This is a genomic window from Streptomyces sp. NPDC003077 (assembly GCF_040611095.1).
GTDB lineage: Bacteria > Actinomycetota > Actinomycetes > Streptomycetales > Streptomycetaceae > Streptomyces.
Window position 1 is genome coordinate 83208 of sequence record NZ_JBEXNM010000031.1, and the last position, 9402, is coordinate 92609.

2 protein-coding genes are annotated in these 9402 nt (G+C 75.3%); both read right to left on the reverse strand.

Features of this window, described 5'->3' with window-relative positions; all coding sequences use genetic code 11:
* Positions 1–21 precede the first annotated feature (21 nt).
* On the reverse strand, positions 22–2454 hold the full coding sequence (locus ABZX96_RS21285) for a 3-hydroxyacyl-ACP dehydratase (RefSeq protein WP_355546640.1): 2433 nt from the start codon (positions 2452–2454) through the stop codon (positions 22–24).
* Positions 2455–2471: 17 nt separating this feature from the next.
* Positions 2472–8588: a beta-ketoacyl synthase N-terminal-like domain-containing protein gene (locus tag ABZX96_RS21290; protein WP_355546642.1), complete on the reverse strand. Its 6117-nt coding sequence runs from the start codon at positions 8586–8588 to the stop codon at positions 2472–2474.
* Positions 8589–9402: the final 814 nt, after the last annotated feature.

Consider the following 9402-nt stretch of genomic DNA (forward strand, 5'->3'; position numbering starts at 1 on the left):
ACCACTCCTCTCCCCGCGCGCTTACGCGGTGTCGTCGCGGATGTCGACCGCGATGTTGTCCACCTGGTAGATGCGCAGGTCGTCGCGCCAGACGCTGCCGTCGGCGCGCAGCAGGACCCGTCGATCGCCGCGGTGGACGTCGCGGATGTGCACCTCGCCGCGCACCCGCTGGTGCTCGCGCAGGATCTGCCCCCGGTAGGACCAGTGCAGTTCCTCTCCGAGGGCGATGTGCGGGCGGGGGCGGGAGAGGTGGGCGAGCAGGCCGGTGTGGAGGGCGTGGGCGTGCACCGCCTGGTAGAGCATCTGCACCCCGGCGGAGCCCGGCATCACGGGGTCCTGGAAGAAGTGGTGGTGGAAGAACCAGTCGTCGCGGCGGACCGGCTTGTCGCACAGGACGTATCCGGCGCCGTGTTCGCCGCCGTCGGGGACAAGGGTGACGTTCTCCAGCAGCGCCAGGCGGCCGTGCCCCAGCCGGGGTTCGTGGCGCGGGTCCAGCCCGCGCGCACCGGTGCGGGCGCGCGGGTGGCGTTCCAGCCAGGGAGGCCGGCAGGCGCCGCCGTCCAGGCCCTGCTGCTCGGCCAGCAGCTCGGGGGTGAAGAAGCCGTGGACGGCCTCCCCCGCGTAGTAGGGCCGGCCGTCCGCCTGGAGCTGGAAGTCGTAGCGGTGCATGACGCCGCCGGGCAGGGGCGAGTGCGACCGGAGCGTGACATGCTGCTCCACGGTGGTGCCCGCCGTGTCGACGTCCCGCAGCAGGCGTGCCCGGCCGTCGAGATTGCGGCAGGAAAGATGGCCGTCGGGGTAGGCGCCCGCGACCCCGAGTCCCCCGCTGAACAGGCCCGCCGCCTGCAAGGCGGTCTCCATCAGGGCCAGTTGCGGCATCGTGCCGCCGTTCTCCCGTACGTACCAGGGGTCGGGCGGCACGTCGTACTCGAAGACCCCCCGGCTGCCCGGCCGGTACGCCTCCCAGTCCCCGTCGGCGTCGGTCACGCGGTCGAGCATGCGGAAGTCCCCGCGCGGCAGGCGGGGGCGGACGCGGCCGGTGACGCGTGTGGTGCTGCCGGGAAGCGGGGCGACGCTCAGGTCTCCCTCGGCGAAGTGCGCTGTGTGCAGTTCGTCGGCCAGGAGGCGCCTGCCGGTGGTGCCGGTGCGGTGGCCCGGCTGGCGGGGACTCAGGAGCTCTTCCCCCGGCGCCTCCTTGAGCACGACGCTCAGGTCCCGGAGCACGGCCAGGAGACGGCCGTCCACGGTGATCCTGCAGTCGGCGGTCACGTACGGCCTGGGCACCATGCCGGTCGCGACGATCTCTGTCCTCAGGAACAGCGTGGCACCGGGCGGCACAGGGGTGTCGCAGACCTCCAGCAGGACGGGCCGCCGGACGGGCACGGTGGCACGGGCGCCGGGCAGGCACAGGTGGAATCCCTGGTGGAAGGCGTGGACGCGGAGGGCCTCCAAGGCCGCGGCCACACAGTGCGGCCACACGTCCTCCTCCCGGCCGTCCTCGTCCCCCGGTACCGGCAGGCGGGTGGTGGCGTGCAGCAGCCCGTGGGCATGGCGGCCCCCGCGCGGGTCGACGAGGGTGACGCCCTCCAGCAGCCGGGCGGGCCAGGGGGCGGGCCGGGCCGTGGCCGACCGGTCGCCGAGGTCGAAGGCGGGCCCGAGGACGTGGGCGGCGTCGCCGTCGGCGAGCGCGTCGAGATCGGTACCGGTGAGGCACGTCACCGTGGTGCGGGCCGCCGGGCGGGGCTCGGGCGGGAAGCGGTGGACGGGCGGCTCGGGCCAGGAGTCGCGTGGGCCGTGCGGCGTCAGGACGGCGAGGGCCCCCGCGCCGTCCTCGATACGCCACGCGGTGCCGTCCTGCTCGACGCACGCCACGGTGTCCGCAGGCCGAGGCGTCTCCTCCAGCCAGGTCAGCACGGCGCTGCCCGGGAACAGGCGGGCGTCCGCGGCCCGGAGCGCGCGGGCCGCGGCACGCAGGAGCGTCACGACGGGATCGACCGGCCGTACGGCCGCGAGGGCGGTCACGCGGGGGGCCTCGCGCGGGGGCTCACGCGGGGTCTCACGGGCGGGGGCCGGAGCCCGGTGTGCCGCGTGGGGGGCGCCGCAGGGCGTGGCACGGGCGAGCTGCCAGGCGATGAGTGACTGATGGGCCGTCATGACGCGTGCGTGCGTGCGCTGGAGCCGCTCGGCGAGCCGCGCCGTGAGCGAGGCGGCGGTGATCGTGCCGGGCGGAGGCGTTTCACCGACGGGCCACGGCGTCTCATCGGCCTCCGCCGGTGGGAAGGCGGTCGCGCCGGACGGCGCTTCGTCGGCGGCCCCGGGAGGAGCGACGTCCGGCACCGCCCCCTCGGCACCCACCGGAGCCACGGCCACCGTGCCGGACACCACCCCGTCGACGCCCGCCGGAGCCACGGCCGGTTGCGGCAGTGGGACCCCCTCGAAGGCGAGTTCGTCCATGAAGGCTCCTCCCTTCCTCAGTCCCGCCCGGTCCGGCCCCGGGCGGCGATGCCTTCGGTCAGGGCGCCCGGCTCGATCCACAGGAGGCGGACGCCGCTCCACCGCTGGAGGATCCGTCCGTCGGGCGCGCAGGCGCTCAGCGCGCACCGGGAGAAGAGGGTCGTCGCCGGCGATGCCGTGGATTCGTCGACGTCGACGGTGATGACGAAGGGCTCGTCGTCGGGGAGAGGGCCGAAGAGCTCCAGGCGTTCGACGCTGACGGGGACGGGAATCTCCTGGCCACCGGCCAGCGCCAGCAGCGTCAGGAGGCCGGCTTGCATCAGCAGGTCGGCGAGGGCGGGGCTGTAGAGCCGTCCGGCGAACGCGCCGCGGGCGAAGTCGGGGTCGGGCATCCTGGCGGTGATCACCAGGTGGCCCGGGGCTTCCTCCAGCACGTTGCGCAAGCCGTTGAGGGCCGCGCCGTGGAAGAGCCGGCCGTCGTCGTAGCCGGGATGCGGCTCGTCCTCGAAGGTGTACGGCGGCAGGCTCGTACGAGGGGCCTCGCCGGGCCCGTCCGCCGGGCGGAAGCGGCCTTCGAAACGCGGCTTGCCTTGTTCACCGGCATCCTCGACGGCCACCCGGACGAAGGGCAGGACCGTGGACTGCGGATCGGGGGCCAGCCGGACACGGAACCGCTCGGGGTGCCCGGGCTGGAAGGTGATCGCCTGGGCGATCCTGAAGTCGCGGCACTCGATGACGGGCCGGCTTCCGCCGAGGGCGCGTTCGACGGCGCCGGCGGCCCAGCCCAGGGCGGCGGTCATGGGCAGGATCGGCATTCCGCCGACGCGGTGCGCCCGCAGAACGGGGTCGTCGCCGAGCCCGGACAGCGCGCGGTGCGCGGTGTACCCGGCGACGGGAAGCAGTTCGGTGCGCTGGAACAGCGCCGCGGTGGGCCCGGCGAGTACGACGCCGCCGCCCCGGCCGGGGGCCAGCTGTGCCAGGAACCGCGCGCACCCCTCCTCCCGGGAGAGCACCGGCAGGCCGACCTCGGTGAAGACCTGCTGGACACCGGCCGCCATCCCGCCGGCCCAGGGCCCGAAGGCGATGGGCAGGACGCGGCAGTGGGGGTGGGCCGCCTGCCAGGCGCAGCCGAAGCGGTTCAGCGCCTCGTTGGCCAGCGCGTAGTCCGCCTGCCGCAGGTTGCCCCAGATGCCGGCGACCGAGGTGAAGAGCACCAGGTGCCGCAGCCGCGCGGGGTCCAGGGCGGCGAGCACGTGCCGCAGACCGTCCGCTTTGGTGTCCACGACCGCGGCGACGGACTCCGGCTCCGCCTCGGCCAGCGGCCGGTCCCCCAGGACGCCCGCCGCGTGCAGGACGCCGGTGACGCGGTCGGCGTACGGGGCCAAGGCCGTGGTCACCGCGTCCGGGTCGCGGATGTCGGCCGCCACGTACGCGGCCTCGACGCCGTACGAGCGCACGGTGGCGAGCAGCGCGCGGATGCGGCGCTGCCGGACGAGCAGGGCGAGGTCCCGCTCGACGTGGCCGCGCGCCGGTTCCGCCGCGGGGTCCTGCCCCGCCTCGCGTGCCCGCTCCTCCAGGGCGGCGCGCAGGTCCTCGGTTCCGGTGAGGCCGCCGGCCCAGTCGGGTTCGTCCGTCAGGGGTGTGCGGCCGAGCAGGACACAGCCGCAGTGGTGCGTGCGCACCAGGTCCTCGACGCACCAGCCGGCGACCCCTCCCGTGCCGCCGGTGACCAGCAGGACGTCGTCCTTGGTCAGTTCGACCGCCGCTTCGGCTCGCGGAGCGCCGGGCCAGGGGGTTTCGGCCACCCGTGGGGCGCGGCGCCCGGCCGCGTCCACGCCGACCTCGCGCACGTCGGCGGCCAGGTCGTCGATCTCGGCGAGGAAGGCGGCCCCGGCGTCCTGGGCGGACAGGCAGGGGGCGAGGTCCAGGGCGCGGCAGAAGAGCGTGGTGGCCTCCAGGGCGAGGGTCTTGACCAGTCCGCCGAGCCCGCCCGCGAGGGCGGCGACGGGGTCCCCGCCCGCACCGGCGTAGCCGAGGGCGCCGTCGAGCCGGGTGACGGTGACCAGCCCGGCGCGGGTCCCGGTACGGGCCGCCGCCTCCAGGGCGGGGCGCACGTGCTTGGCCACCAGGATGGCGTGCCGCAGCCGGGCGACCATCCGATCGCCGTCGGCCTCGCGGCTGACGGGCAGGACGCACAGATCCAGACGGGTGCCATCCGCCAGGAGTTCGGCGAGACGGTCGGCGAGGGTGTCCTCCGCCCAGTCCGTCAGCGGCGTCGTCCGCGTGGCGGCGGTGGGCAGGGCCAGCCTGCTGACCTGCCAGCCCCGGCCGGTCAGGGCTTCGGCGAGGAGGCCGCCGAGCTCGCCCGCGTCGTCGATCAGCAGGGCGTGCGGGCGCTCCGGGTAGGCGTCGGTCCGCAGATCGACGGCGGGCAGCTCCGCGAGCGTCACATGGGCGCTGCCGGCGGTGGTGCCCGACGCGGGAGAGGTGAGCTGGGGCTGGGGGTCGAGGATGATTTGCCGGGCGATGGCGGTGAGATCCCCCACCGTCCTGGCCTCGCTGAAGCGGTAGAGCTCGCTGCGGGCGACCACCGGGTAGCGCTGCCACATCTCGGCGCCGATCTCGACCTGCTTGAGGGAGTCGATGCCCAGGTCCGCCTGGATCTCCATGTCGGGCTCGATCATGTCGAGGTCGTAGCCGGTCTTCTCGGCGATCACGGCGCGGAACTCCCGCTCGACCTCGTCGGGATCCAGCGTGCTGACGTCCACCGTGCCGGTCGCCGCCACCTCCCCCTTCCGCGCCGCCCACATCTCGGCGAGCGCGGCCTTGGTCGCGGCCTGGGGGCTCTCGTCCGGCGGGTCCTGGTCGTCCCGCGGGCTCTCGTCCTCCGGCTCGGCGTCCCGCCGTCCTGCCCCGGCACCGTCCGCGCGGGCGCGCTCCATGAAGGTTTCGGGGGCCTCTCCGGGCTGCGCCGTCCCCGCCGTCGCGGGCAGGGCGCCCCGCTGCGGCGGGCGCAGCAGGCCGGAGACCGCTTCGGCGGCGCGGGCGTGCGTCTCGGCCAGGGCCATGCTGTGGTCGGCGACCGCCTGGACGGCCGCGAGCAGTGACGCGTCCATCCGCCCGTCCGCCGCGCCCCGGGCGAGCAGCGCGCCGAGCTGCTCGGTCGTACGGACCTCGCCCTCCAGGTAGCGGGTGTGTGCGGCGAGGTGGTCGGTGGCGGCCCGGGTCAGCGGATCCGCCTCCCGGGGCGCCGGGACGGGCGGGCTCTCCGGTTCCGCGGGCGCCCGCGCGACGACGTGCCGGACGGGCATCGCCGCGGAGGCGCCGCGCAGCTTTTCCATGGCGAAGAAGGGGCCGTCCAGGCGCCGGGCCACCTTGGACGGCGGGCGGCGCTCCGCGCGGGGCGGGGCCGTCCCGCGGTCGATGCCGGTCAGGGGGAGGCCCAGCACGGCCAGGCGTACGGCCGCCTGCTGGAGCGCCGCGCAGGAGTCGGTCCCCGGCCCGGCGTCGCAGGCGACGGCCTCCACGCGGTCGGCCCCCAGCGTGCGTTCGACGAACCCGGTCAGGGCCCGGCCGGGGCCGAACTCGACGAACACGCGGATGCCGTCGGCGTACATCTCCTCCAGCCGGGCGGCGAAGTCGACGGGGCGCAGCATCTGTTCCGCCAGAACACGGCGGTTGGCCTCGGGGTCGTCGCCGTACACCGCCCCGGGCGTACCGGCGTGGACGGGCAGCGCCGGCGGCGCGAAGACGGCCTTCGCGCAGACCGCCGCGAACTCCTCGGCCGCGTGGGCGATGTGCGGAGTGTGGAAGGCCGCCGCGACCGGCAGCAGCCGTACGGGCAGCCCGTCCGCGGCGCACCGGTCGGCGAAACGCCGTACGACGGCGGTCGGGCCTCCGACGGTCTGTTCGTCCGGCGCGTTGTGGTTGCACGCCATAAGCCCCGGGTGATCCGCGAGCAGGTGGGCCAGCTCCGCGCGGCCGACGCGTACGGCGGCCATGGCGCCGGGGTCGTGGCCGGGGCCGGGCGGCCGTGCCATGGCCTGGCCCCGGGCGTGAGCCAGGGCCGTGAAGGTGTCGTCGTCCAGGACGCCGGCCGCCCACAGGGCGGTCAGTTCCCCGAAGCTGTGACCGAGCAGCCCGCGCGGGGCGAATCCGAGGTCGCGCAGATGGCGGTACTGTCCCGCGGACAGCGCCCCGATGGCCGCCTGGGCGTAGGCCGTGCGGCGCAGCCGCTCGCCGTGGCCGGTGGCGTTCCCGGTGCCGGGCGGCGGGAAGACCGACCGGGCCAGGCTGTCGGCGGTGGGGAAAAGGGCGTTGGCCGCATCGAAGGCGTCGCGCACGGCGGGCAGGGCCAGGGCGGCCCGCAGGCCCATGCCGGGGTACTGGCTGCCCTGCCCGGCGAACAGGGCTCCCGCCGCGGTGCCGGGCGGCAGCGCGCGGACGCGGTAGTGGATGCCCCGTGGATCGTTCCAGGTCTCGTGCGTGGGGCGGTCGCGCAGCCGGGCGACGGCGAGCGCGAGGAGCTCGGCGCGGTCCGCCGGGTGCGCGGCGACGAAGCCGAGGCGGGCGTGATCGGCGGGGGCCGGTGCGGAATCGGGCGGGTCTCCTCGCTCCAGCCGCGTCAGCAGTTCCGCCCGGTCCGGCGCGTGCCACAGGTACGCGGTGGGGGTGGTGTGCAGCGCACCCGCCCCCTCGTCCGTGCCCGCCCGGTGTTCTTCGAGGACGGCGTGGTAGTTGACGCCGCCGAAGCCGAACGCGGAGACCCCGGCCCGCCGGACGGGGCGGGCGGGATCGCGCACCCAGGGCCGGGCCTCGGTGTTCACGTACAGGGCGCTGTCCGGGCGGGCGGCCTGGGGGTGGGGGGTGGTGACGTTGATGGTGGGCGGCAGCACCTTGTGGTGCAGGGCGAGCGCGGCCTTGATGAGCCCGGCCGCGCCGGCCGCGGCCTTGGTGTGGCCGATCTGCGACTTCACGCTGCCCACGGCCACGAAGTGGTGGTCGTCCGGGATCGCCAGCAGCTCGTTGAGGGCGGCGAGTTCGACCTCGTCCCCGGCGGGCGTGCCGGTGCCGTGGGCCTCGATCAGCGCCACGGAAGCGGGCGGGCAGCCGGCGTCGGTGTAGGCCCGGCGCAGCGCGGCCGACTGCCCCGCGCCGCAGGGGGCGTAGATGCTCTGCGTGTTGCCGTCACTGGAACTGCCCAGCCCCTTGAGGACGGCGTAGACGCGGTCGCCGTCGCGCTCGGCGTCCGCCAGGCGGCGCAGCGCCAGCATGCCGATCCCCTCGCCCACCAGCGTCCCGTCGGCCTCCGTGTCGAAGGGGCGGACGGTTCCGGTGAGCGAGAGCGCGGGCGTCTTGCTGAAGCACATGAAGGAGACGATCGAGTTGTCCGCGTCGCAGCCGCCGGTGAGCATCACGTCGGCGCGGCGCGAGACCAGTTCGTCGACGGCGCAGCGCACGGCGGCCAGGGAACTCGCGCAGGCGGCGTCCACGGTGTGGTTGGCGGCGCCGAGGTTCAGGCGGTTGGCGATGCGCCCGGAGACGACGTTGGCCAGGATGCCGGGAAAGGAGTCCTCGGTCCACGGCGGCAGGGCCGCCAGCCGGGCCCGGATGATCTCCTTGGCCTGTTCCTCCCCCACCCCCACGGCCAGCATGGTCTCCAGCAGTTCGGGGACGAGCAGGCGGGCGGCGAGGGGAATGAGGGTGGAGTTGGTACCGCACACGCCCAGCACCACACCGGTGCGTGACAAGGCGCACCAGTCGTCCCGGCCGCGCCGCGCGTCCTCCAGTGTCTCCCTGGCCACCACCAGGCTCAGGAGCTGGACCAGCCCGGTGGAGTCCACCGTCTTCGGCGGCATCGCGAACTCGCGCGGGTCGAAGACCTCGGGCGTGAGGAAACCGCCGCGCCGGCAGTACGTCTTGTCCTCCGCGAAGGGATTGGGATCGTAGTGGTGGTCGGGGCGCCACCAGCTTTCCGGAACGGTGTCCGAGCAGTCGCGGCCGTTGACGATGTTGTCCCAGAAGGCCCTGAGATCCCCGGCCTTGGGGAACCGGCCGGACAGCCCCACGATCGCGACGGGGTCGCGGCCCAGCCGCCGGTCCACGCTGCCTGGGTCGGTCGTGGTCGTACGCATGGGTCACCTCGATCCCCTCGGGAGCGGCCCGAACACCCTCGCCCGCGCGCCGCGCGGCCGGCGCCTCCGCCCTCGGCGTGGGCCGGTTCGCGGCATACGGCTACGGGCCCGTCCTTGTGAACCTGCGCCCCCTCCGTACGCGAGAAACCGTCCTCCTCCCCAGCACCAGGGCGCATGGAAGCACCAACGGCACACAGCGGGGCACGAAGCTCCCCTTCCGTCGCGGCGTGCGGGCACGGCACCTGCCCCATCGACGGCCGCCCGGCCAGCCACCGGCGCCTGGCCCGCGCCCCGGACCGCCCACGGGGTCGTGTCCTCGGCCGGATGGCAGCGGGGGCGCCGGCGGGCCACCGCGGCGCAATCCGGCTCGTCCGTCAGCGTGGTGACACAGGCGTCCAGTCGGCTGCCTGAAGGGAGGGCGCTCCAGCGGCGCGGTACCGCTCCCCTTCTCCCGCCGTCAGTGCGGGCCCCATCAGGTCTTCCATGGAGCTCTTCCATCAGCCGGGACCGTGAGCCGTGTCTTGTCCGGCTGAAGGACGCACCGCCCGGTGCTCACGACCAGCCTGGCGAAGCGTCGTGCCGTGCGGGCGACGCCGTAGCTGGTCGGATTGATCTCGCATCTGCCACGGTCGTGGTCCAGAGCTACAGGCCGATGACTGGTACAGGGAGGTCGACCCGTACGCCCCGCGGGAGCGGGGGCCTCTCGAACCAGCGCGACCAAGGGCCTGCGGGACCCGGCCTGGTTCACGTGCGCGGGGTGCGGCGGCGGGACTGCACACGGAGGCCGGGCCGGGCGATGATCGCCCGGCCCGGC